General features: G+C 73.4%; 18 protein-coding genes. 12 read left to right on the forward strand and 6 right to left on the reverse strand.

All coding sequences use genetic code 11. The annotated features are described in order from the left end of the window. Positions 1–55: 55 nt before the first annotated feature. Complete coding sequence (locus PO879_RS01885; protein WP_278236255.1) at positions 56–772, forward strand: TetR/AcrR family transcriptional regulator; 717 nt, start codon at positions 56–58, stop codon at positions 770–772. 2 nt (positions 773–774) lie between these two features. Continuing rightward, positions 775–2,874 (forward strand): acyl-CoA dehydrogenase, encoded by a 2,100-nt coding sequence (locus PO879_RS01890; RefSeq protein WP_278236256.1) that lies wholly within the window; start codon positions 775–777, stop codon positions 2,872–2,874. Positions 2,875–2,935: 61 nt separating this feature from the next. Here the strand turns inward: PO879_RS01890 and PO879_RS01895 are convergent, their stop codons facing one another. Then, positions 2,936–3,241 carry a hypothetical protein gene (locus tag PO879_RS01895; RefSeq protein ID WP_278236257.1) on the reverse strand — a complete coding sequence of 102 codons (306 nt, stop codon included), beginning with the start codon at positions 3,239–3,241 and terminating at the stop codon, positions 2,936–2,938. A 126-nt stretch (positions 3,242–3,367) separates the two neighbouring features. Next, positions 3,368–3,871 carry a hypothetical protein gene (locus tag PO879_RS01900; RefSeq protein ID WP_278236258.1) on the reverse strand — a complete coding sequence of 168 codons (504 nt, stop codon included), beginning with the start codon at positions 3,869–3,871 and terminating at the stop codon, positions 3,368–3,370. A gap of 192 nt (positions 3,872–4,063) precedes the next feature. Between PO879_RS01900 and PO879_RS01905 the strand changes: the two genes are divergently transcribed. Then, the gene (locus PO879_RS01905) at positions 4,064–4,591 is read left to right on the forward strand and encodes a hypothetical protein (protein WP_278236259.1); all 528 of its coding nucleotides are present in this window, start codon (positions 4,064–4,066) and stop codon (positions 4,589–4,591) included. A 27-nt stretch (positions 4,592–4,618) separates the two neighbouring features. On the opposite strand, the gene crtI is transcribed toward PO879_RS01905, so the two are convergent. Together crtI and PO879_RS01915 are read right to left on the reverse strand one after the other, a co-directional pair. Continuing rightward, positions 4,619–6,238 (reverse strand): phytoene desaturase family protein, encoded by a 1,620-nt coding sequence (crtI, locus tag PO879_RS01910; RefSeq protein WP_278236260.1) that lies wholly within the window; start codon positions 6,236–6,238, stop codon positions 4,619–4,621. Further along, on the reverse strand, positions 6,235–7,155 hold the full coding sequence (locus tag PO879_RS01915; RefSeq protein ID WP_278236261.1) for a squalene/phytoene synthase family protein: 921 nt from the start codon (positions 7,153–7,155) through the stop codon (positions 6,235–6,237). Before PO879_RS01915 ends, crtI begins: the two co-directional genes overlap by 4 nt. A 66-nt stretch (positions 7,156–7,221) precedes the next feature. On the opposite strand from PO879_RS01915, the gene PO879_RS01920 reads away from it, so the two are divergent. Both PO879_RS01920 and purL read left to right on the forward strand, forming a co-directional pair. After that, complete coding sequence (locus PO879_RS01920) at positions 7,222–7,791, forward strand: MarR family transcriptional regulator (protein WP_278236262.1); 570 nt, start codon at positions 7,222–7,224, stop codon at positions 7,789–7,791. A gap of 48 nt (positions 7,792–7,839) precedes the next feature. Further along, a complete protein-coding gene (gene purL / locus PO879_RS01925) occupies positions 7,840–10,173 on the forward strand; it encodes a phosphoribosylformylglycinamidine synthase subunit PurL (RefSeq protein ID WP_278236263.1) in 2,334 nt (777 codons plus the stop codon). Positions 10,174–10,275: 102 nt separating this feature from the next. On the opposite strand, the gene PO879_RS01930 is transcribed toward purL, so the two are convergent. After that, complete coding sequence (locus tag PO879_RS01930) at positions 10,276–10,761, reverse strand: DNA starvation/stationary phase protection protein (protein ID WP_278236264.1); 486 nt, start codon at positions 10,759–10,761, stop codon at positions 10,276–10,278. A 204-nt stretch (positions 10,762–10,965) separates the two neighbouring features. Between PO879_RS01930 and PO879_RS01935 the strand changes: the two genes are divergently transcribed. After that, entirely contained in the window at positions 10,966–11,358 is a 393-nt protein-coding gene (locus PO879_RS01935) for a hypothetical protein (protein ID WP_278236265.1), read from the forward strand. A gap of 376 nt (positions 11,359–11,734) precedes the next feature. Here the strand turns inward: PO879_RS01935 and PO879_RS01940 are convergent, their stop codons facing one another. Further along, on the reverse strand, positions 11,735–13,966 hold the full coding sequence (locus PO879_RS01940; RefSeq protein WP_278236266.1) for an NADP-dependent isocitrate dehydrogenase: 2,232 nt from the start codon (positions 13,964–13,966) through the stop codon (positions 11,735–11,737). A 179-nt stretch (positions 13,967–14,145) separates the two neighbouring features. On the opposite strand from PO879_RS01940, the gene PO879_RS01945 reads away from it, so the two are divergent. From PO879_RS01945 to purF, 6 genes are all read left to right on the forward strand, one after another. Beyond that, a complete protein-coding gene (locus PO879_RS01945; RefSeq protein WP_278236267.1) occupies positions 14,146–15,621 on the forward strand; it encodes an RNB domain-containing ribonuclease in 1,476 nt (491 codons plus the stop codon). Between the two features lie 31 nt (positions 15,622–15,652). Next, a complete protein-coding gene (locus tag PO879_RS01950) occupies positions 15,653–16,024 on the forward strand; it encodes a sterol carrier family protein (protein ID WP_278236268.1) in 372 nt (123 codons plus the stop codon). A gap of 51 nt (positions 16,025–16,075) precedes the next feature. Beyond that, positions 16,076–16,249 (forward strand): hypothetical protein, encoded by a 174-nt coding sequence (locus PO879_RS01955; RefSeq protein ID WP_278236269.1) that lies wholly within the window; start codon positions 16,076–16,078, stop codon positions 16,247–16,249. A 166-nt stretch (positions 16,250–16,415) separates the two neighbouring features. Then, positions 16,416–18,995: an ExeM/NucH family extracellular endonuclease gene (locus tag PO879_RS01960; RefSeq protein WP_278236270.1), complete on the forward strand. Its 2,580-nt coding sequence runs from the start codon at positions 16,416–16,418 to the stop codon at positions 18,993–18,995. A gap of 112 nt (positions 18,996–19,107) precedes the next feature. After that, positions 19,108–19,470, forward strand: coding sequence for a histidine kinase (locus tag PO879_RS01965; RefSeq protein WP_278236271.1), 363 nt, complete (start codon positions 19,108–19,110; stop codon positions 19,468–19,470). A gap of 71 nt (positions 19,471–19,541) precedes the next feature. Continuing rightward, positions 19,542–21,089 carry an amidophosphoribosyltransferase gene (gene purF / locus PO879_RS01970; protein WP_278236272.1) on the forward strand — a complete coding sequence of 516 codons (1,548 nt, stop codon included), beginning with the start codon at positions 19,542–19,544 and terminating at the stop codon, positions 21,087–21,089. Positions 21,090–21,108 lie beyond the last annotated feature (19 nt).

Consider the following 21,108-nt stretch of genomic DNA (forward strand, 5'->3'; position numbering starts at 1 on the left):
TACTCACAGTACCTGATACTCTCAGTCTCGTGAGACGAGTCACAGGGGGTGACCGATGACGGTCGCAGCACACGGGACGAACCAGGCCGCCCGCACGCGGCCCGACGGACGCTCGACCCGGTGGGACGACCACCGTGCCCAGCGTCGTGCCTCGCTCGTGCGCGACGCCCGGCGGGCGATCCACGAGATCGGTCCGGGGGCGTCCATGGACGAGATCGCCGCCATGGCCGGGACGTCGAAGTCGATCTACTACCGCTACTTCGACGACAAGGCCGGACTGCGTCTGGCCGTGGCCGAGTCCGTGGTCCGCGGCATGCACCGCCGGCTGGCCGAGGCCGCCGAGGAGGCGCCGACGCCGCACTCCGCCCTGCGCGCCATGGTCCGCACGTACCTGCAGACCATCGAGAGCTCGCCCCCGGTCTACTGGTTCGTCACCCGCACGGCGCTCGGCGGCAACGAGCCGGACGACGGCACCAGCCGCGTCGAGGCGCTCGGCGCCTACCTGGACTCGGTCATCACCCTGGTCGCCGAGCCGTTCGCCCGCGCCGTCCACGTCCCGCCGACCACGGCGGCCGCCTGGGCCGCCGGTGCCGTCGGCTTCGTCCGCGGCGCGGGGGAGTGGTGGCTCGGCCACACCCGCGCCGAGGGCCTGACCCGCGACGACCTCACCGACCAGGTGACCACCTGGCTCTGGAACGGGCCCGTCGGTGTGCTCCACCACGACGCACCGGACGGGTCCGCGCCGTCCCGCCCCACCGAGAAGCAGGAGTGACCATGACGACGACGTCCACACCGCACCCGGCCACCACCACCGACCGCGACAGCGCCGCCTCGGCGCCTCGCGACGAGGACGTGCGCCTCGACGTCGAGTCGGTGTCCGAGCTGCTCCTGGGACGCTGGCCCGAGTACCGCCGTGCGGCCCGCGAGCGCGCCGGCGACCCCCGGTTCCACAAGGACGAGTCCCTCACCCCGGCCGAGCACCGCGAGCGCGTGCTGGAGCAGATGCGCCTGATGGTGGGCGACGGCACGAAGCTGTCCTGGCTCGCGTTCCCCGAGCGGATGGGCGGCCTCGACGAGCCCGGCGCGAACCTGGCCTGCTTCTCCGAGCTCGTGGCCGCCGACCCGTCCCTGCAGATCAAGTCGGGCGTGCAGTGGGGCCTGTTCTCCGCCGCCATCCTGCACCTGGGCACCCCCGAGCAGCAGGACCGGCTGCTGCCGGCCGCGATGGACCTGTCGGTGCCCGGGGCCTTCGCGATGACCGAGACCGGCCACGGCTCGGACGTCGCGGCCATCGGCACGACGGCCACGTACGACCCGGAGACCGAGGAGTTCGTCCTGGACACCCCGTTCCGCGGGGCGTGGAAGGACTACCTCGGCAACGCTGCCCTGCACGCCACGGCGGCGACGGTGTTCGCCCAGCTCGTCACGAACGGCGTCAACCACGGCGTGCACTGCTTCTACGTCCCGATCCGGGACGCGGAGACGATGGAGTTCCTGCCCGGTGTCGGCGGCGAGGACGACGGCCTCAAGGGCGGGCTGCGCGGCATCGACAACGGCCGCCTGCACTTCACCGGTGTCCGGGTGCCGCGGACGGACCTGCTCGCCCGCTACGGCACGGTCGACGCCGACGGCACCTACAGCTCGCCGATCGAGAGCCCGGGCCGCCGCTTCTTCACCATGCTCGGCTCGCTCGTCCAGGGGCGCGTCTCGCTGGACGGCTCCGCGGTCAACGCCGCCAAGATCGGCCTGGCCATCGGCGTGAAGTACGCCGCCGAGCGTCGCCAGTTCGCCGGCGGGGGCACCGAGGAGACCGTGCTGCTGGACTACGCCACGCACCGGCGTCGGCTCTTCCCGGCGATCGCCGAGGCGTACGCGGGCCACTTCGCCAACGAGCGGCTGCTGGACCTGTTCGACGACGTCTTCTCCGGCGAGCACGACACCCCGGAGCGGCGCGAGGACCTCGAGACGACGGCCGCCGCCCTGAAGTCCACCTCCACGCGGTTCGCGCTCGACACGCTCCAGGAGTGCCGCGAGGCCTGCGGCGGCGCCGGGTTCCTCACCGAGAACCGCATCACGTCGCTGCACGCGGACCTCGACGTCTACGCGACCTTCGAGGGCGACAACACCGTCCTGCAGCAGCTCGTCGCCCGTCGGCTGGTGGCCGACTACGGCCGTGAGGTCAAGGGTGCGACGAAGACCCCCGCCGGCATGGCGCGGTTCGTCGTCGAGCGGGCCACCAGCGCGGCCCTGGACCGCACCGGGCTGCGACGTGTCTCCCAGGCCATCGCCGACGTCGGCGACCCCCGCCGGGCCGCCGGGCACCTGCGCGACCCCGAGACGCAGCGCGAGCTGCTCGCGGACCGCGTGGCCACGATGGTCGAGGACGTGGCCATGGCGCTGCGGCCCGCCCAGAAGGCGGAGCCGGCCGAGGCCGCCCGGATCGTCGACGAGAACCAGACGGCGCTCGTCGAGGCGGCGAAGGCGCACGCCGACCTGCTGCGCTGGGAGGCCTTCACCGCCGCGCTGCCGACGTTCGAGGACCCGGGCACCCGCCGGATCATGACCTGGGTGCGTGACGTCTTCGGCCTGACCGTCATCGAGCGCCACCTGACCTGGTACCTGCTCAACGGGCGGCTGTCGGACCAGCGGGCGCGCACCGTGACCGGGTACGTCGACCGCCTGCTGCGGCGGCTGCGCCCGCACGCGGTCGACCTGGTCGACGGGTTCGGCTACGGCCAGGAGCACCTGCGGGCCGCGATCTCCTCGGGCGCCGAGGCGGAGCGCCAGGCGGAGGCCCGTGCCTACTACGCCGCCCTGCGGGCGAGCGGCGAGGCCCCCGTCAGCGAGAAGGCCCTGCGCAAGTCCTCGCGCTGAGGTCCCCCGCACGCGACGGCGCCCCCGGTCACCAGGTGACCGGGGGCGCCGTCGTGCAGGCTCAGGCCGCGACCGGGGCCGCGTCGCCGACGTGCGGCTCGGCCGTCCCGTCGCCCTGCTCGATCGTCGGTACGGGTTCGTCGGCACTCTCCGCGGCGGCGTCACGCAGCGGGAGGCCGAGGGTGACGGTCGCCGCGCGGGCAGGAGCCCGCGGCGCCGGGGTCGCCACCGCGACCATCGTGGCGCCGGCGACGCCGACACCTACGAGGAGGATCGCCACCACGGTCCAGCCGAGCGCGATCGTCGTGCCGAGCAGCAGCCCGTCGCCCAGGGCGACGGCTCCACCCGTGAGGAGCACCTTCTTCATCAGTTTCCGACCCTTCTCCACGGTCCGCCTCATCCGTGTTGCTTCCAGCACACGTCATCAGGGCGGATGACGCATCCGCTAGAGGGGAGGGATCGGGTCACAAGTCGATACCGACTGCGGTGAACCTCAGGGACGGCTCAAGGTCGTCCCCCAGTCGGCGTGGGCGCCGAGGCTGTGGCCGAGCAGCAGCGGCGACGGTTCCGGGGCGGCCCGACGACGGACCTGTCGGTGCACCTCGCCGCACATGCGCAGGGCCAGCTCGAGGCGCACGGGCACGGCGCACTCGCCGCTCAGCCGCCCGCCGAGGGCGGGGTGCGGCATGAACGTCAGGACCTCGTCGGCCTCGGGCACGACGCCGCGCTGCGCCGCCTCCACCACGAGGTCCTCCAGCAGGAGGTCCTGGCGGCCCTCCGGGGAGTCGAGCTCGGCGGAGAGCTCGACCGCCGTCGGCCAGCGCAGCTCGAGGGTGCCCTCGACCGTGTCGAGGAACCACCAGCCCTCGAGCGACTCCAGCAGCACGTCGCCGAACACGGTGGCGAACCGCGGGTTCTTGCCGGGCAGGTCAAGCCACGACCACGCCGCCAAGCCGTACTCGAAGGCTCCTGGGGCAAAAGGTCGAAGGTGTTCCACGAGCGCATCAAAACATGGTGTGCGCCGACGGAAAAGGCGTCCACGATGTGAACAACCTGTGACCCGGTTCACGCCGGTGGGTCACCTGTGCCACAGCTTGTTCAAGGGCCCGTGCGCGGTGGTCGGACGGGAACGCCACGGCGTCGGCCGACGTTGTCCCAGCACGACCGCACCGCCGCTCCCGGAGGACCGATGCCGACCGACCGCCGCCGCACCCGACCCGACCTCGGGGCCGTCGCCGTCAGCGGACTGGCGACGTGCGCCTGGTACGCGGTGCCCGACCTCGTGTCCGGCCGCGGCCGGCGGGCCCTCGTCAAGACCGCCGTGCTGCTGACGGGGATCACGCTCGGGGTGGCCGCGACGCGCGAGGGCCGGCAGGCGCGCTCGGGCCTGCGGGCGGCACAGCGGGACGACCCGGCGTCCCGGCACGACGTCGACGCACCGGCCGGCGTGCCCGACGAGGCGACGGACGTGCCGGCGGACGACGCCACGGCGGTCCCGCCGTCGGTCGCGGTGGCCGTCCTGGGTACCGGGCTGGTGCTCACCGCCGTGCTGACCGTGGCGGGGGAGCGGTGGCTCTACCGCCGGGCCGAGGCGATGCGCGCCCGCGGCGTGCGCGCCCCGCACACCCGGGTGGGGCTCGTCATGGGTGGCGTCGCCGCCGCGCTGGCCGCCCTCGACCCGCCGCTCGCGCAGAGCCCGGCCGCGCCGGCGCGCTGACCCCGCCTGCGCCGTCGGGCGCGACCGTCAGGCCGACGACGGGAGCGCCTCCAGCGGCGCCGGCAGCGGTCGGGCCGAGGTGTCGCCACGGAGGCGCTTGACCACCAGCTCGGCGCTGATCAGGCACATCGGCAGACCGATGCCGGGGATCGTCGTCCCCCCGGCGTGCAGCAGGCCCGTCACCCGGCGCGACTGGTTGCCCGGTCGCAGCATGGCGCTCTGGGACAGCGTGTGCGCCGGGCCGAGCATGCTGCCCGACCAGGAGGCGAGGTCCGCCACGAAGTCGCCGGGACCGACGGTGCGGCGTACCGCGATGCGGTCCCGCAGGTCCGGGATCCCGGCCCAGTCGGCGATCCGGTCGATCGCGGCGTCGGCGATCGCCTCGACCTGCGGATCGCCGGCGCCGTCCTCCCCGCCGCGTCCGATCGCCGGGTCGGCGGGCACGGGCACGAGGAGGAACAGGTTCTCGTCGCCGGCCGGGGAGACCGTGTCGTCGGTGCGCGAGGGCGTGCACACGTACAGCGAGGCCGGGTCGGGCACCCGACCCTGCGCGATCGCGCCGAAGTTCTCGTGCCAGTCCGCCGTGAAGAACAGCGAGTGGTGCTCCAGCTCGGGGAGCCGGCCGCGCACGCCGAGCATGACCAGCACGCCGCCCGGTCCCGGGTCGCCCTTCTCCCACCGGCGGGCGGGCTGGGAGCGCAGCCGGGCGGGCAGGAGCTCGTGCTCGACGTGGTGCAGGTCCGCGGCCGTCACGACGACGTCCGCGGTGCTGTGGTGCTCCAGCCCGGCGCCGTCGCGCCAGCGCACCCCCGTGACGTGGGCGCGGGGGCGGCGCGGGCCGGGCACGGGCGGCTGCTCGTCGCCCGCGTCGGGCCGATCGCCGATGCCGGTGGTGATCGCCGTCGCGCGGGCCCCGGTGCGCACGGTCACGCCGGCGCGGCGGGACAGGTCGGCGATCGCCTCGATCAGCCGGGTGAACCCGCCGGCCGGGTAGCGGACGCCGCCGTCCAGGTCCAGGGCGCTCATCAGGTGGTACAGCGCCGGGGTGCGCTCCGGGGCCGAGCCCAGGAACACCGCCGGGTAGCCGAGGACCTGCCGCAGGCGCACGTCGTCGAAGCGGCGACCCACGTGCGACTCCAGCGACCGGGTCAGCAGCGGCAGCAGCCGGTGCGCCCGGGCCAGGACCCGGCGGTCGCCCAGCGAGCGCCAGGACTCGAACGTCGTGTACAGGAAGTGGTCCAGCGCCATGTCGTAGGCCTCGTGGGCCTCGTCCAGGTACCGGTCCAGCCGCGCGCCGGCACCCGGCTCGACGGCCTCGAACGCGGCCACGTTGGCCGCGCGGTCGCGCCGCACGTCCAGGGGGTCGTCGTGCCCCTCGAAGAACACCCGGTAGGCGGGCTCCAGCGAGCGCAGGTCGAGCTCGGCGTCGGTGGAGGACCCCATGAGCTCGAACCAGTGGTCGAACACCTCGGGCATCAGGTACCAGGACGGCCCGGTGTCGAACCGGAACCCGTCGCGGGCCCACGACCCGGCCCGGCCGCCGAGCGTGTCGTGCTGCTCGAGCAGCTCGACCTCGTGCCCGTCGCGGGCGAGCAGCCCGGCGGTGGCGAGCCCGGCGATCCCGCCCCCGACGACGACGACCCTCACGCGGCGGCCGCCTTCCGGCGCTCGCGGACCATGGCGGCGAGCACCAGGCGACCCTTGACGGCGTCGGGGACCCGGACGCGACGGGTGCGCAGCTCCTCCGCGGGGGTCGCCCGCAGGCGGCTGGAGAGCTCGGCGAAGAGGTCGTGGGCCACGCGCACGGCGACCCGGCTGGACCGCGGCAGCTCGGCGATCGCCGCCGACGCCGTGGCCAGGTCGGCGTCGATGTCGTCGAGCAGCCGGTCGCGGACCGCGTCGTCGAAGTCGTCGTCGTAGCCGGGGAAGTACGCCCGACCGCGGTCGTCGAGGTCGTCGGCGAGGTCGCGCAGGAAGTTCACCTTCTGGAAGGCGGCGCCGAGCCGGGCGGCGCCGGGGGCCAGGCGCGCGTAGGCGGCGTCGTCGCCCCCGGTGAAGACGCGCAGGCACATCAGCCCGACCACCTCCGCCGAGCCGTGCACGTACCGCGCGAAGCTGTCCGGGTCGTGCTCGGTCACGGTGAGGTCGGTGCGCATCGAGGCGAAGAACGGGGCGGTCAGCTCCGCGCCGATCCCGTAGCGCCGCGCGGTGACCGCGAAGGCGTGCACCACCAGGTTCGTGCTGCGCCCGCGACGCACGGCGGCGTCGACCTCGCGCTCCAGGTCGTCGAGCAGGGCGGCCCGCTCGTCGACGGTCAGCGGGGCGGCCATGTCGTCGACGATCTCGTCCGCGACCCGCACCAGGGCGTACACGGCGCGCACGTGCTCGCGCACGTCCGGACCCAGGAGCCGGCAGGCCCAGCCGAAGGAGGTGGAGTAGCGCTCGATGACGACGCCCGCGCTGCGGTAGGCGACGTCGTCGTAGGCGGAGTCCACCGGGGCAGGCGGTGGGGAGGTGGTGGCGTCGTCGGCGTCCTCGGCGACGTCCGCCCTGTGCTCGGTCATCTCATGGCCTGGCATAAAACTAGCCTAGCAAGAATCTTTCTTTCCGAACTAGGTAGAGTGGAACGCGTGACCCGCCCACCCGAGCCCCCCTCCTCCGCGTACTGGTACGGCGGCGGCGACGACGCGGCGCGCGAGCTCCTGGAGGCTGTCCGGGTCTTCCGCCGCTCCGACGAGGTGATGCGCCAGCGGGCCAGCCGCGAGATGGACATGAACGTCACCGACCTGCGCGCCCTGCGGTACGTCATCGCGGCCCGGCTGCGGGGCGAGCCGGTCACCCCCCGCGACCTGACCGAGTACCTCGAGATCTCCACGGCGTCGACGACCAAGCTGCTCGACCGGCTCGAGGCGACCGGGCGCCTGCTCCGGCGGCCGCACCCGCACGACCGCCGGTCCGTGGTCGTCGAGGCCACCGACGAGGCGCACCGCGAGGTCCGCGACCGGCTCACGCGGGTGCACCACGAGATGTTCGAGGTCGCCCGGCGCGTGCCGGAGCACTGTCGCGGCGCGGTCCGCGACTTCCTCCTCGGGCTCGCGGCGCAGGTCGACGAGCCGGACGGCAGTGCCGCCGCCGTGGCGACCGGCGAGGCCCGCTCGCTCGACGAGGACGGGGCCGGAGGGTCGCCGGCGCGCCGGTAGACTGGCGGACGCTCGGCCCGAGCATCCCGTGCGACCCGAGGGAAGTTGATGACCGCCGCTGCCCAGGCTGCCGCCCCCCGTCCGACGCTCGACACCGTCGACAACGCTGCCGCCACCCCCGACGAGTCCTTGCCGTTCGGCGAGCTCGGCCTCAAGCCCGACGAGTACCAGCGCATCCGCGACATCCTCGGGCGCCGCCCGACGGCCGCGGAGCTGGCCATGTACTCGGTGATGTGGTCCGAGCACTGCTCCTACAAGTCGTCCAAGGTGCACCTGAAGAAGTTCGGCGACCGCGTCACCGAGGAGATGAAGCAGCACCTGCTCGTCGGCATCGGCGAGAACGCGGGCGTCGTCGACATCGGCGACGGCTGGGCCGTGACCTTCAAGGTCGAGTCGCACAACCACCCCTCGTTCGTCGAGCCCTACCAGGGCGCGGCCACGGGCGTGGGCGGCATCGTCCGCGACATCATCTCCATGGGCGCCCGCCCGGTCGCGGTGATGGACCAGCTCCGGTTCGGCGCGGTCGACCACCCCGACACGGCGCGCGTCGTGCACGGCGTCGTCTCCGGCGTCGGCGGCTACGGCAACTCCCTCGGCCTGCCGAACATCGGCGGCGAGCTCGTCTTCGACTCCTCCTACCAGGGCAACCCGCTGGTCAACGCCCTGTGCCTCGGGGTGCTGCGGCACGAGGACATCCACCTGGCCAACGCCTCCGGCGCCGGCAACAAGGTGATCCTCTTCGGTGCGCGCACCGGCGGCGACGGCATCGGCGGCGCCTCCATCCTGGCCTCGGAGACGTTCGAGGACGGTGTCCCGGCCAAGCGACCCAGCGTCCAGGTCGGCGACCCCTTCATGGAGAAGGTGCTCATCGAGTGCTGCCTGGACCTGTACGCGGCGCACGTCGTCGAGGGCATCCAGGACCTCGGTGCCGCGGGCATCTCCTGCGCCACCTCCGAGCTCGCGTCCAACGGTGACGGCGGCATGCACGTCGACCTGGACGACGTGCTGCTGCGCGACCCCACGCTGAACGCCGGCGAGATCCTCATGTCGGAGTCGCAGGAGCGGATGATGGCCGTCGTGCGGCCGGAGAAGCTCGAGGAGTTCCTCGCGATCACCGACCGCTGGGACGTGGAGACCTCCGTCATCGGCGAGGTCAACGACTCCGGCCGGCTCACCATCGACCACCACGGCCAGCGCATCGTCGACGTCGACCCGACCACCGTCGCGCACGAGGGCCCGGTCTACGAGCGCCCCTACGCCCGGCCGGCCTGGCAGGACGACCTGCAGGCGGCCTCCGTCGCCGGTCTCGGCCTGGAGCGGCCGTCCACGGGGAGCGAGCTGCGCGCCTCGGCGCTGCGGCTCCTGGCCTCGCCGAACCTCGCCTCGCCGGCGTGGGTGACCGACCAGTACGACCGGTTCGTGCAGGGCAACACCGCGCTCGCCCAGCCCGACGACGGCGGTGTCGTCCGCGTGGACGAGGGCACCGGCCTGGGCGTCGCCCTGGCCACGGACGCCAACGGTCGGTACGGCAAGCTCGACCCGCGCACCGGTGCGCAGCTCGCCCTGGCCGAGGCGTACCGCAACGTCGCGACCACGGGCGCGACGCCGCTCGCGGTCACCGACTGCCTGAACTTCGGCTCCCCGGAGCACCCGGACTCCATGTGGCAGCTCGTCGAGGCGATCGAGGGGCTGGCCGACGCCTGCCAGGAGCTCGGCGTGCCCGTGACCGGCGGCAACGTGTCGCTGTACAACGGCACCGGTGAGCCCGGCCAGATCGACTCCGCGATCCACCCGACCCCCGTCGTCGGCGTGCTCGGTGTCCTGGACGACGTGCGCTCGGCGCTGCCGTCGGGCTGGCGGGAGGCCGGCCAGTCGGTGCTGCTGCTCGGCGCCACCGCGGACGAGCTGGACGGCTCCGCGTGGGCCGAGGTGGAGCACCACCACCTCGGCGGCCTGCCGCCGCGGGTGGACCTGGCCGCCGAGCGCTCCCTCGCCGAGGTCCTGGTGGCCGCCCGGCGTACCGGCGCCGCGGCCGCCGCCCACGACCTGTCCGAGGGCGGTCTGGTCCAGTCCCTGCTCGAGGCGTCGCTGCGCTACGGCGTCGGCGTCTCGGTGTCGCTCGACGAGCTCGGTGCGCGGGACGGCGTGACGCCCTTCGAGGCGCTGTTCAGCGAGTCCACCGCCCGGGCGCTCGTCGCGGTCGCCCCGGAGCGCGAGGCCGAGGTGCTCACCCTGGCCGAGGAGGCCGGCGTGCCGGTGCTCCGTCTCGGCCGCACCGGGGGTGACGGTGTCGCCGTCGCGTTCGGCGAGGACTCCTTCGAGATCGCGCTGGACGAGGCCCGCGAGGCCCACGAGGGCACGCTCCCGCGTCTCTTCGGCTGAGGACCCCGTCGGCCCCTGTTGTGGGCATGAAAAATGCAGGTCCCCGAATCGGGGACCTGCATTTTTCATGCCCACAACGGAGGGGTGGGCGGTGCGGGGGAGTCAGACCTCGTGGTTCTCCGAGGACATCATCCAGGCCTGCTTCTCCAGGTCGTGGATGATCTCGTGCAGCAGGTCGGCCGACGTCGGGTCGGCGGCGTCGACGTCGTCGTGCACCTCGCGCACGACCTCGGCGACCTGCGCGACGCGCTCGACGACCGCGTCGACGGTGTCCGTCACCGACACCAGTCCGGCGGGGTAGGGCGAGAGGTCGGTCGACGTGGCCACCGTCTCGCTGCGTCCGTCCGGCACGGCCTGCAGGGCCCGCAGCCGCTCGGCGACCGTGTCGCTGTGCTCGCGGGCGACGTCGACGAGCTCGTCGAGCTGCAGGTGCAGGTCGCGGAAGCCGCGTCCCGTGACGTTCCAGTGCGCCTGCTTGCCCTGGACGTGCAGGTCCACGAGGGCCACGAGCACGCGCTGCAGGTGCTTGGTCAGGGTCTCGGAGGCCTCGGCGCGGTCCGTGGTGCGATGGATGGCGGGCGTGGACATGGTGCTCCTCGCTCTCTCGGGGGTCTCCCGGTCGCGGTGGCCGGCGGCGATCACCGGGGCGCTTTCCTGGAACAGTTCCAGAATAGGTGCGCAGGCGAGGTCTCGCCAGCGGGGCCGACCGCACCGTGCTCGGCGCCGACCGGCGTCGGAGCGGTCGCCCGGGCGTGATCCAGGTCACTAGAATGGGTGCCCTGGAGGCGCACGATGACGTGGCTCGCGATGGCCTTGGTGGCGACCGGCGTGCTGGTCGCCGGACTCGCCGTGCGGTCGTGGCTGGGCTCGGACGCCCGCCGCGACGGCGTGCTGCGACGTCGTCGTCGCCGGTCCGGCCCGGACCCGATGGTCACGCTGACGATCCAGGTGCGGCTCGGCGAGCTCGCCGCCGAGCTGCGGACCGTCAGCGAGGACCCCGGTCTCTACGCACGGGCCCACCACTACCGGGCCGTCCAGGACGCCTACGACGCCATGCTGCGCGACGCCTGCCGGATCGCGGGCCTCGCCGTCGTCGACGTGCCGCTGCGACCCCACGAGCGGCTCTCCGAGGACGAGCGGCTGCGCGAGGAGCTGGAGCTCAGCTCCCGTGGCTGGTCCTGGTGACCCCCGAGGTAGGCAAAGTTCTGCCGAGGTAGGCAACTTCTCCCCGAGGAAGGCAGGTTCTCCCCGAGGTAGGCAGGTTCTCCCCGAGGTAGGCAGGTTCTCCCCGAGGTAGGCAGGTTCTCCCCGAGGTAGGCAACATTCGGCCGAGGTAGGCAGAGTTCTGCCGAGGTAGGCAAACCCTCCTGGAGACGAGTGACGCCCCGGTGCGGAGGAGCGGAATCGCTCCACCACACCAGGGCGTCGCCTACCTCGGCCGGATGTTGCCTACCTCGCCGGGGTGATGCCTACCTCGGCCGGATGTTGCCTACCTCGCCGGGGTGATGCCTACCTCGCCGGGTAGTTGCCTACCTCGGGGCCTGCCGTGCTCGCGGGTCGATCAGAACGTGTCGATGGCCTCGTTGAGCGTCTTCGACGGGCGCATGACCTTCGCGGCCTTGTCGCCGTCCGGCCAGTAGTAGCCGCCGACGTCGGCCGGGTTGCCCTGGACCGCCAGCATCTCGTCGACGATCGTGGCCTCGGCCGCCGTGAGGCGCTCGGCGAGCGGTCCGAAGACCTCGGCCAGCTCGGCGTCCTCGGTCTGCTTCGCCAGCTCCTGGGCCCAGTACAGGCCGAGGTAGAAGTGCGAGCCGCGGTTGTCGATCCCGCCGATGCGGCGCGTCGGGCCCTTGTCCTCGTTGAGGAACGTCTCGGTGGCGCGGTCGAGGGTGTCGGCCAGCACGCGGGCGCGGGCGTTGTCGTCGACCTTGGCCAGGTGCTCGAAGGAGGCGGCCAGCGCGAAGAACTCGCCCAGGGAGTCCCAGCGCAGGTAGTTCTCGGCGAGGAGCTGCTGGACGTGCTTGGGGGCCGAGCCGCCGGCGCCGGTCTCGAAGAGGCCACCGCCGTTCATCAGCGGCACGATCGAGAGCATCTTGGCCGAGGTGCCGACCTCGAGGATCGGGAAGAGGTCGGTGTTGTAGTCGCGCAGCACGTTGCCGGTCACGGAGATCGTGTCCAGGCCCTCGCGCATGCGGTCCAGCGAGTACCGCGTGGCCTCGGCCGGGTTCATCACGAGGATCTCGAGGCCGTCGGTGTCGTGCTCCGGCAGGTACTGCTCGAGCTTGGCGATGAGGTTGGTGTCGTGCGCCCGGGTCTCGTCCAGCCAGAACACGGCCGGGACGCCGGACTCGCGGGCGCGGCGCACGGCCAGCCCCACCCAGTCGCGGATCGGGGCGTCCTTGGTCTGGCACGCGCGCCAGATGTCGCCGGCCGCGACGTCGTGCGACGTCAGCACGTCGCCGGCGCTGTTCACGATCTCGACGGTGCCGTCGGCGGGGATCTCGAACGTCTTGTCGTGCGAGCCGTACTCCTCGGCCTTCTTCGCCATGAGGCCGACGTTCGGCACGGAACCCATGGTGGCGGGGTCCAGCGCACCCTTGGCCTTGCAGTCGTCGATGACGGCCTGGTAGACGCCGGCGTAGGAGGAGTCGGGGATGACGGCGAGCGTGTCGTGCTCGGCGCCGTCGGGACCCCACATGTGGCCGCCGATGCGGATCATGGCCGGCATGGAGGCGTCGATGATGACGTCGGAGGGCACGTGCAGGTTGGAGATGCCCCGGTCGGAGTCGACCATGGCCAGCGCCGGCCCGTCGGCGAGCCCCTTCTCGATGGCGGCCTTGACGTCGGCGCCGTGCTCCAGGGAGTCCAGGCCGGTGAGGATGCCGCCGAGGCCGTCGCGCGAGGACAGGCCCGCGGCCTTGAGCTCGGCGCCGTACTGCTCGAACACCTCGGGCAGGAACGCCTCGACGATGTGGCCGAAGATGATCGGGTCCGAGACCTTCATCATCGTGGCCTTGAGGTGCGCCGAGAAGAGCACGCCGGTGTCCTTGGCGCGCTGGATCTGCTCGGCGAGGAAGGCGTGCAGCGCCTCGACGGACAGGAACGTCGAGTCCACGACCTCGCCGGCCTCGACCGCGAGGCCGTCCTTGAGGACCTGGGTGCCGTCGGCGGTGCGCAGACGGATGGTCAGGGTGTCGGCCTCGGGGATGACGACGGACTGCTCGTTGGAGCGGAAGTCGTGGGCGCCCATCGTGGCGACCTCGGTCTTCGAGTCCGCGCTCCACTCGCCCATGCGGTGCGGGTGCGCCTTGGCGTAGTTCTTGACGGCCGAGGGTGCGCGGCGGTCGGAGTTGCCCTCGCGCAGCACCGGGTTCACGGCCGAGCCCTTGACCTTGTCGTACGCGGCGCGGGCCGTGCGCTCGGCGTCGGTGGTCGGCTCCTCGGGGTAGTCCGGGATGGCGTAGCCGGCGGCCTGCAGCTCGGCGATCGCGGCCTTGAGCTGGGGGACGGAGGCCGAGATGTTCGGCAGCTTGATGATGTTCGCCTCGGGCGTGGTGGCCATCTGGCCCAGCTCGGCCAAGGCGTCCTCGACCCGCTGGTCCTCGCCGAGCGTCTCGGGGAACTGGGCGAGGATGCGCCCGGCCAGGGAGATGTCGCGGGTCTCGACCGCGACGCCGGCCTTGGCGGCGTACGCCTGCACGATCGGCAGGAACGAGTAGGTGGCCAGCAGGGGCGCCTCGTCGGTGAAGGTGTAGATGATGGTGCCGGCCGCCGGCCGGGACTCGGTGTTCATGCGCAGGTGCTCCTGACGACGACGAGATGGTTTGATATCAAGATACTTGGCCGCCCACGGCCGTGTCGAAACCACGCGGCGCGTGCGCGGGCGACGGTGCCCGTGACGTCCCATGGTGTCCGACGGCGGAGCGCCTGTCTCCCCGCGCGCCGGGGCGCGGGCGCCACTACCGTCGTGACGTGCCCATCCGACAGCTGCGGATCGCCTCCGCCACCCCCGAGGACGTCGGCGGCGCGCTGGCGTCGCTGCGGGCGGAGGTCGGGCTGCCCGCGCTGTACCCGGCCGAGGCCCGGGCGGAGGCGGAGGTCGCCGCGCAGGGCGACCTGAAGGACTTCCGCCAGGACCGTCGGGACATCGACTTCGTGACGATCGACCCCGCCGGTGCGAAGGACCTCGACCAGGCGGTCCACGTGGCGAGCTCCGGGCACGGCTACATCGTGCGGTACGCGGTCGCCGACACGGCGGCGTTCGTGTCGCCGGGCGGTGCCCTCGACACCGAGGTGCACCGGCGCGGGGTGACGTACTACGGCCCGGACACCCGCTCCCTGCTCTACCCGGCCGTGCTCTCCGAGGGCGCCGCGAGCCTGCTGCCGGACCAGGACCGCCCGGCGGTGCTGTGGACGATCTCCCTGGACTCCCGCGGCGAGATCGGCAGCGTCGCCGTGACGCGGGCGGTGGTCCGCTCGCGGGCGCGCCTGACCTACGGCGAGGCGCAGACCGCGCTCGACTCCGGCACGGCGCCGGAGCCGCTGGTCCACCTCGCCGACGTCGGGCGGCTGCGCCAGCAGCGCGAGCGCGAGCGGGGCGCCGTCTCCCTGCCGGTGCCCGAGCAGGAGGTCGTGCAGCGTCCGGACGGGTCGTTCGACCTGGAGCTGCGCCGGACGCTGCCGGTGGAGTCGTGGAACGCGCAGATCTCGTTGCTGACGGGCATCGCCGCCGCCCGGCTCATGCGCGACGCCGGCGTGGGGCTGCTGCGCACGCTGCCCCCGGCGCGGGTCGAGGACGTCATGCGGCTGCGCCGGACCGCCGCCGCGCTGGGCATCGACTGGCCGGACGAGGTGCCGTACGGCGAGCTGCTGTCGCGCGTCGAGTCCCGCCGGGCCGCCCACGCGGCCTTCCTGACCGAGGCGACGACCCTGTTCCGCGGTGCCGGCTACCTGGCGTTCGGGGTGCCCGGTCCGCAGGGTGGCGCCCGGGTGGGGCTGCCGGACGACGCGCGGCACGCCGCCGTCGGCGCCGAGTACGCCCACGTGACCGCACCGCTGCGGCGGGTGGCCGACCGGTACGCGACCGAGATCTGCCTGGCCCAGTCGGCCGGCCGCGACGTGCCCGGCTGGGTGCTCGAGGCGCTGCCGCGGCTGCCCGCCGAGATGGCGGCGGCCACGGCGCGCGAGGCGGCCTTCGAGCGCTCGTGCATCGACATCGTCGAGGCGGCGCTGCTCGCGGCACGGGTCGGCCGCCGCTTCGAGGCCGTGGTCGTCGACGACGGCGACACGCCCGACGACGACGGCCTGCGCCACGGTGAGGTCATGCTGCGCGAACCGCCCGTGCGTGCCCGGGTCCGCGGCACGTCGCTGCCGCTGGGCGAGCGGATCAAGGTGACGCTCGCCGAGGCGTCCGTGGCGGACCGCCGGGTGCTCTTCACCGCGCCCTGACGACCTGGCCGCGCGGGCCTACAGTGTGGCCATGCCTGCACGACGACGGACCGACCCGGTGGTGGGTCGTGCGGCGGTGGCCGCGTGGCTCGCCGGGGACGCCGACCGCCGCACCACGACGACGGCCGTGCGGTTCACGCTCGAGGAGCTGGCCGCCGTCGCTCCCGGGAACGCCGTGGAGGTCCGGGTGCCGCCGGCCGGGGCCGTGCAGGCCGTCCCGGGTCCCCGGCACACCCGCGGCACACCGCCGAACGTCGTGGAGACCGACGTCGAGACCTGGCTGGGGCTGGCCACCGGCCGGCGCACCTGGGCCGAGGTGGCCGGCGAGGGGCGGGTCCGCGCCTCGGGGGAACGGGCCGACCTCAGCGCGTGGCTGCCGCTGCAGGCGGCGCGACCGCGGTGACCGTCCCGACACCGACGTGCACGATCCACCCTCGTCTCCGACGATGGAGCGATGCTGTGGTTCGGGGGAGCACTGCTCTTCGGTGGTGTGCTGCTCGCGGCGAGGGCGACGTGGGCGGCGCGGCGGGGTTGCGTCACGGGGACGCACGGCCTGCTGATCGCGGTCGGGGCGGGGAGCGCCGTCTGGGGCGCGGTGCTCCTGGGCCTCGCCGCGAGCTCCTCCTAGGTCACGGACGAGCGGCACGTCGCCGTGCGCTCGTCGGCACCTCCCGCTAGCGTCGCGCGCACCCGTCCCCTGCCGGCAGTGCGCCGGTGACCTGCGGTTCAAACGCAGTTCACACGGTCCTGATTGGCTGTGGACACCTGTCATCACTGCTCCCAGGAGGGCCAGCGTGACCCGCAACTCCACCCCACGGCACGGCCGCCGCACCGCGTACGCCGCGATGCTGGCGACCGCTCTCGCCGTCCCGACCACCGCCGCGGTCGTTCCCGCCGCCGCCGAGCCGTCGGTCGACGCCCCGGTCCTCATCGAGGAGGTCTACGGCGGTGGCGGCAACAACGGCGGCGTCTACGACCGCGACTTCGTCGAGCTCTACAACCCCGGCGACGAGCCGGTGTCGCTCGACGGCTGGTCCGTGCAGTACGGCTCGGCCGGCGGGACCACCTGGTCCTCGCAGACCGACCTGTCCGGCCAGATCCCGGCCGGCGGCTCGTTCCTCGTCGCGCAGGCGGCCGGCAACGACGACACCCAGCCCGACCTGCCCGCGCCCGACGTCGACGGCGGCATCTACATGTCCGGCTCCGGCGCCGAGGTCGCGCTGGTCTCCTCGACCGATCGACTCGACTGCTCCGGCGCCGCCTGCGCCGAGGTCGCAGACCTGGTCGACCTGGTCGGCTGGGGCTCGGCGAACACCTACCTCGGCTCCGGGCCCGCGCCGGGCACGAGCAACTCCGTCTCGGTGGCGCGCGTCGACCACGCGCACACCGTCGACAACGCGGCCGACTTCGTCACCGGGACCCCGACGCCGGAGAACAGCGGGTCGACCTCGGAGCCGACGCCGACGCCCTCGCCGTCGCCGGACCCCACCCCGGAGCTCGTGACGATCGCCGAGATCCAGGGCACCGGCGACACCTCACCGCTCGCGGGCCAGGACGTCACCACCCGCGGCGTCGTCACGGCGGCCTACCCGACCGGCGGGTTCAACGGTTTCACCCTGCAGACGGCCGGCACCGGCGGCGACCCGGCGGACGACGAGACGCCCGGCGCCTCGGACGGCGTGTTCGTCTACTCGTGGGCGGGTGCCCAGGAGGTCGAGGTCGGCGACCACGTCGAGGTGACCGGTGAGGCCGTCGAGTACTACGGCCTCACCGAGATCTCCGCGGAGTCGTGGACGATCCTCGACGAGCCGGCCGAGCCGGTCGAGCCGACCGTCACCGCCTGGCCCGCCACGGAGGCCGAGCGCGAGGCGCTGGAGAGCATGCTGCTCGCCCCGTCCGGGGAGTTCACCGTGACGGACAACTACTCGACGAACTACTACGGCACCGTCGGTCTGGCTGCCGGGGACGGCCCGCTCGTGCAGCCGACGACGGCGGGGCGTCCGGGGTCGGAGGAGGCGGCCGCCCAGGAGGCCGAGAACACCGCCCTGGCCGTGCAGCTCGACGACGGCTCCTCGTGGAACTACTCCGGCGCCTCGCGCGCCGACACCCCGCTGCCCTGGCTGAACGGCACCGACCCGGTGCGCGTCGGCGCCGCGGTGACGTTCACGGGACCCGTCGTGCTCGACTACCGCTACAGCGCCTGGTCCTTCCAGCCGCAGCAGCAGCTCACCGGGGACAGCGCCGACGGTGTGCAGCCCGCGACGTTCGAGAACACCCGGGAGTCCTCGCCGCAGGACGTCGGCGGTGACGTGCGGGTCGCGACCTTCAACGTGCTGAACTACTTCACCACCACCGGGGACCAGCTCGAGGGCTGCTCCTACTACACCGACCGCGCCGGCGACCCGATCAGCGTGCGTGGTGGGTGCCTGGCCCGCGGCGCGGCCGACGCCGAGAACCTGCAGCGGCAGGAGACCAAGATCGTCGCGGCGATCAGCGACCTGGGGGCCGACGTCGTCGCCCTCGAGGAGATCGAGAACTCGGCCGCGTTCGGGAAGGACCGCGACCAGGCGCTGTCCGACCTCGTCGACGCGCTCAACGCGGCCGACGGCGCCGGCACCTGGGCGTTCGTGCCCTCGCCGGCCGAGGTGCCCGCGGACGAGGACGTCATCCGCAACGCCTTCGTCTACCGGACGGCCGGTGCCGAGCCGGTCGGGGAGTCGCGGATCCTCACCGACGCCCCGGAGGCGTTCCAGAACGCCCGCGAGCCGCTGGCCCAGGTCTTCCAGCCCGCGGGCGGCAAGACCGCCGCGCCGGTGGACGACGTCGTGGTCATCACCAACCACTTCAAGTCCAAGGGGTCGCTCGGGCCGTGGCCCGGCGACGTCGACGCCGGTGACGGGCAGGGCCGGAACAACGAGTCCCGCGTCCGGCAGGCGACGGCGCTGGTGGAGTTCGCCGACGAGGTGGCCTCCGACGCGCGCACCGACCGCGTGCTGCTGGTGGGTGACTTCAACGCCTACGAGCAGGAGGACCCGATCGTCGTGCTCGCCGAGGCCGGCTACACCGACCTCGGGCCGACCACGGGCGAGTACACGTACAGCTACGACGGCCAGGTCGGGTCGCTGGACCACGTGCTCGCCTCCGAGGGGGCGATGGAGGACGTGACCGGCGCGGACATCTGGAACATCAACGCCTACGAGCCCGTCGCGAACGAGTACAGCCGGTACAACTACAACGCGACGATCCTGTACGACACCTCGCCGTTCCGGTCCTCGGACCACGACCCGCTGCTGGTCGGGCTCGACCTGGCGCCGGGCGCCCCGTCCTGGGCGAACGGCCACGGTCCGGGCGGGAACCCGAAGCACGACGACTGACCCTGCCCGACGGCTCCGGCCGACCGCTCCAGCTCCCGGTGGCCCGGCCGGACGCGTGCCCGACGCGTCCGGCCGGGCCTCCGGCGTCCTGTCGGGGCGATAGGCTCGGCGGGTGAGCAGCACCTCTCCCGAGCAGCCCGCCGAGACCCCCGACGCCGTCGAGGAGACGCCGTCGGAACCCGTCGGGGAACCGGCGAGCACGGCGGCCGACGACGAGCACCTGCTCGTGGACCCGGCACGCGTGCGGCGTGCACCGCGCTACCGAGCCTTCTTCACCGTCGGCGCCGTCGTCGGCCTGGTGGTCGGGCTCGTCGTCGGGACCTGGCTGACCGGGATCGCGGCGGACGACGAGGTCCTCCTGCTCAAGCCGGGCGTCTTCGTCTCGGTCGTCACGCTGGCCACGACGACCTTCTTCGTGCTGCTCGCCGGGGGCCTCGCGATCCTCGCCGACCGGCGCAGCCTGCGACGTCGCTGAGAGCCTTCCGCACGAGGCCGGCCGCGACGGCGCCGGACCGTCCCGCGGCGGGTCTGTGGGATACTCGACACATGCCCTTGCGCCCCGACGGCCGCCTGAACCACGACCTCATGCCCGGCGAGAAGGGCCCCCAGGACGCCTGCGGCGTCTTCGGAGTCTGGGCGCCCGGCGAGGAGGTCGCGAAGCTCACGTACTTCGGCCTGTACGCCCTGCAGCACCGCGGACAGGAGTCCGCCGGGATCGCCACCAGCAACGGTGAGCAGATCCTCGTCTACAAGGACATGGGACTGGTCTCCCAGGTCTTCGACGAGACCGCGCTGAACGCCCTGACCGGCCACATCGCCGTCGGGCACTGCCGCTACTCGACGACCGGCGGCGTCACCTGGGAGAACGCCCAGCCCACGCTCGGCGCGACGTCCTCCGGCACCGTGGCCCTCGGGCACAACGGCAACCTGACGAACTCCGCCGAGCTGGTCGACCTCGTGGCCGAGCGGTACGGCGCCCAGCGCCGCGGCGAGCTCGCCCGCGGCAACACGACCGACACCGCGCTGATCACCGCGCTCTTCGCGGGCGACGAGGACCACACCCTGGAGCAGACGGCCCTCGAGGTCCTGCCCCGTCTGCGCGGCGCCTTCTCGCTGGTCTTCATGGACGAGCACGCGCTGTACGCGGCCCGTGACCCGCAGGGCGTGCGGCCGCTCGTCCTGGGCCGCACCCAGCGCGGCTGGGTGGTCGCCTCGGAGACCCCGGCGCTGGACATCGTCGGCGCCTCCTACGTGCGCGAGGTCGAGCCCGGCGAGCTCATCTGCATCGACGACGACGGCCTGCGGTCCACCCGGTTCGCCCCGGTAAACCGGGCCGGCTGCGTGTTCGAGTACGTCTACCTGGCCCGCCCCGACACCAGCATCCAGGGCCGCCCGGTGCACGCCGCCCGGGTGGAGATGGGCCGCGTGCTGGCCCGCGAGCACCCCGTGGACGCCGACCTGGTCATGCCCGTGCCGGAGTCCGGCACGCCGGCGGCGACCGGGTACGCCGCCGAGTCCGGGATCCCGTTCGGGCAGGGCCTGATGAAGAACGCCTACGTCGGCCGGACGTTCATCCAGCCGTCGGACACGCTGCGCCAGCTCGGCATCCGGCTGAAGCTCAACCCGCTGCGCGAGGTCATCCGCGGCAAGCGGCTGGTCGTCGTGGACGACTCCATCGTGCGGGGCAACACCCAGCGCGCCCTGATCCGGATGCTGCGCGAGGCCGGTGCCGCCGAGGTGCACGTGCGGATCTCGTCCCCGCCGGTGAAGTGGCCGTGCTACTACGGCATCGACTTCGCGTCCCGCGCCGAGCTCATCGCCAACGGCCTGACGCCGCACGAGATCGGCCAGTCGCTCGGCGCCGACTCGCTGGGCTACATCTCCACCGAGGGGATGATCGCCGCGACCGAGCAGCCCGCGTCGCGCCTGTGCGCCGCCTGCTTCACCGGCGAGTACCCCATCGAGCTGCCCGAGGAGGAGCGGCTCGGCAAGCACCTGCTCGAGCAGCCCGCGCTGCCGCTCGGTGCGCCGGAGGACGGGCTGTCGCAGCTCTCCGTCGGCGTCGGCGGGCAGTCCGCGCTCGAGCACCCGTGACCCGGCCCTCCGCCCCCGT

The sequence above is a fragment of the Isoptericola sp. AK164 genome, assembly GCF_029643425.1.
In the GTDB taxonomy this organism is placed as follows: domain Bacteria; phylum Actinomycetota; class Actinomycetes; order Actinomycetales; family Cellulomonadaceae; genus Isoptericola; species Isoptericola haloaureus.

Excerpts from the sequence above, each read along its gene's own strand:
- PO879_RS01905 (WP_278236259.1), top strand. The coding sequence starts at position 4,064 with ATGCCGACCGACCGCCGCCGCACCCGACCCGACCTCGGGGCCGTCGCC.
- PO879_RS01915 (WP_278236261.1), bottom strand. The coding sequence starts at position 7,155 with ATGACCGAGCACAGGGCGGACGTCGCCGAGGACGCCGACGACGCCACC.
- PO879_RS01930 (WP_278236264.1), bottom strand. The coding sequence starts at position 10,761 with ATGTCCACGCCCGCCATCCATCGCACCACGGACCGCGCCGAGGCCTCC.
- PO879_RS01940 (WP_278236266.1), bottom strand. The coding sequence starts at position 13,966 with ATGAACACCGAGTCCCGGCCGGCGGCCGGCACCATCATCTACACCTTC.
- PO879_RS01955 (WP_278236269.1), top strand. The coding sequence starts at position 16,076 with ATGCTGTGGTTCGGGGGAGCACTGCTCTTCGGTGGTGTGCTGCTCGCG.
- purF (WP_278236272.1), top strand. The coding sequence starts at position 19,542 with ATGCCCTTGCGCCCCGACGGCCGCCTGAACCACGACCTCATGCCCGGC.
- PO879_RS01895 (WP_278236257.1), bottom strand. The coding sequence starts at position 3,241 with ATGAAGAAGGTGCTCCTCACGGGTGGAGCCGTCGCCCTGGGCGACGGG.
- PO879_RS01935 (WP_278236265.1), top strand. The coding sequence starts at position 10,966 with ATGACGTGGCTCGCGATGGCCTTGGTGGCGACCGGCGTGCTGGTCGCC.
- PO879_RS01890 (WP_278236256.1), top strand. The coding sequence starts at position 775 with ATGACGACGACGTCCACACCGCACCCGGCCACCACCACCGACCGCGAC.
- PO879_RS01885 (WP_278236255.1), top strand. The coding sequence starts at position 56 with ATGACGGTCGCAGCACACGGGACGAACCAGGCCGCCCGCACGCGGCCC.
- PO879_RS01950 (WP_278236268.1), top strand. The coding sequence starts at position 15,653 with ATGCCTGCACGACGACGGACCGACCCGGTGGTGGGTCGTGCGGCGGTG.
- purL (WP_278236263.1), top strand. The coding sequence starts at position 7,840 with ATGACCGCCGCTGCCCAGGCTGCCGCCCCCCGTCCGACGCTCGACACC.